Raw genomic sequence first — 512 nt, forward strand, 5'->3', positions numbered from 1 at the left:
AGCATTTCAATCTGGTCTTGAAGAAGGATCAGAGGTCTGCACCTTGAAAACTGAACAGTGAATGCAAGCAAGAAATTGCGAGCAAGCAACAGAGAGGTAACAAAGTAAACTTTTGTGGACTTTTAAAAGGGTAACACAAAACTACAATGAACCGAATCTGAAGCCTGCATAATTCTTGATGAGAACCAGAATCTATCCGAGCGAAGCCCAGCGCAAGCGGGTTCGCGAGGAAGAGGAGAAGCAAGGGAATGAAGTGAGGAATACCTGAGAGGGTGTTCTGAACGGAATGGACTTTGCTTCGACGAGGTCAAGCTGATAAGAGCGCAAGGGGAATGCCTTGGCATCGAGAGCCGAAGAAGGACGTGACAAGCTGCGATAAGTCTGGGGGAGCCGCACATAGGCTTTGATCCCGGAATTTCCGAATGGGGAAACCCGGCAGAGCAATACTCTGTCAACGTGCGTTGAATCAAATAGGCGTACGTGGGGAACCGCCTGAACTGAAACATCTAAGT

Annotated in this window: 1 rRNA gene; it reads left to right on the forward strand. The window is 48.2% G+C overall.

The features are described from left to right. Positions 1 to 305 precede the first annotated feature (305 nt). Positions 306 to 512: ribosomal RNA gene (locus tag B5F19_RS16955) — 23S ribosomal RNA — on the forward strand; the annotation flags it as partial.

It is taken from the genome of Pseudoflavonifractor sp. An184 (assembly GCF_002160305.1).
In the GTDB taxonomy this organism is placed as follows: Bacteria; Bacillota; Clostridia; order Oscillospirales; family Oscillospiraceae; genus Lawsonibacter; species Lawsonibacter pullicola.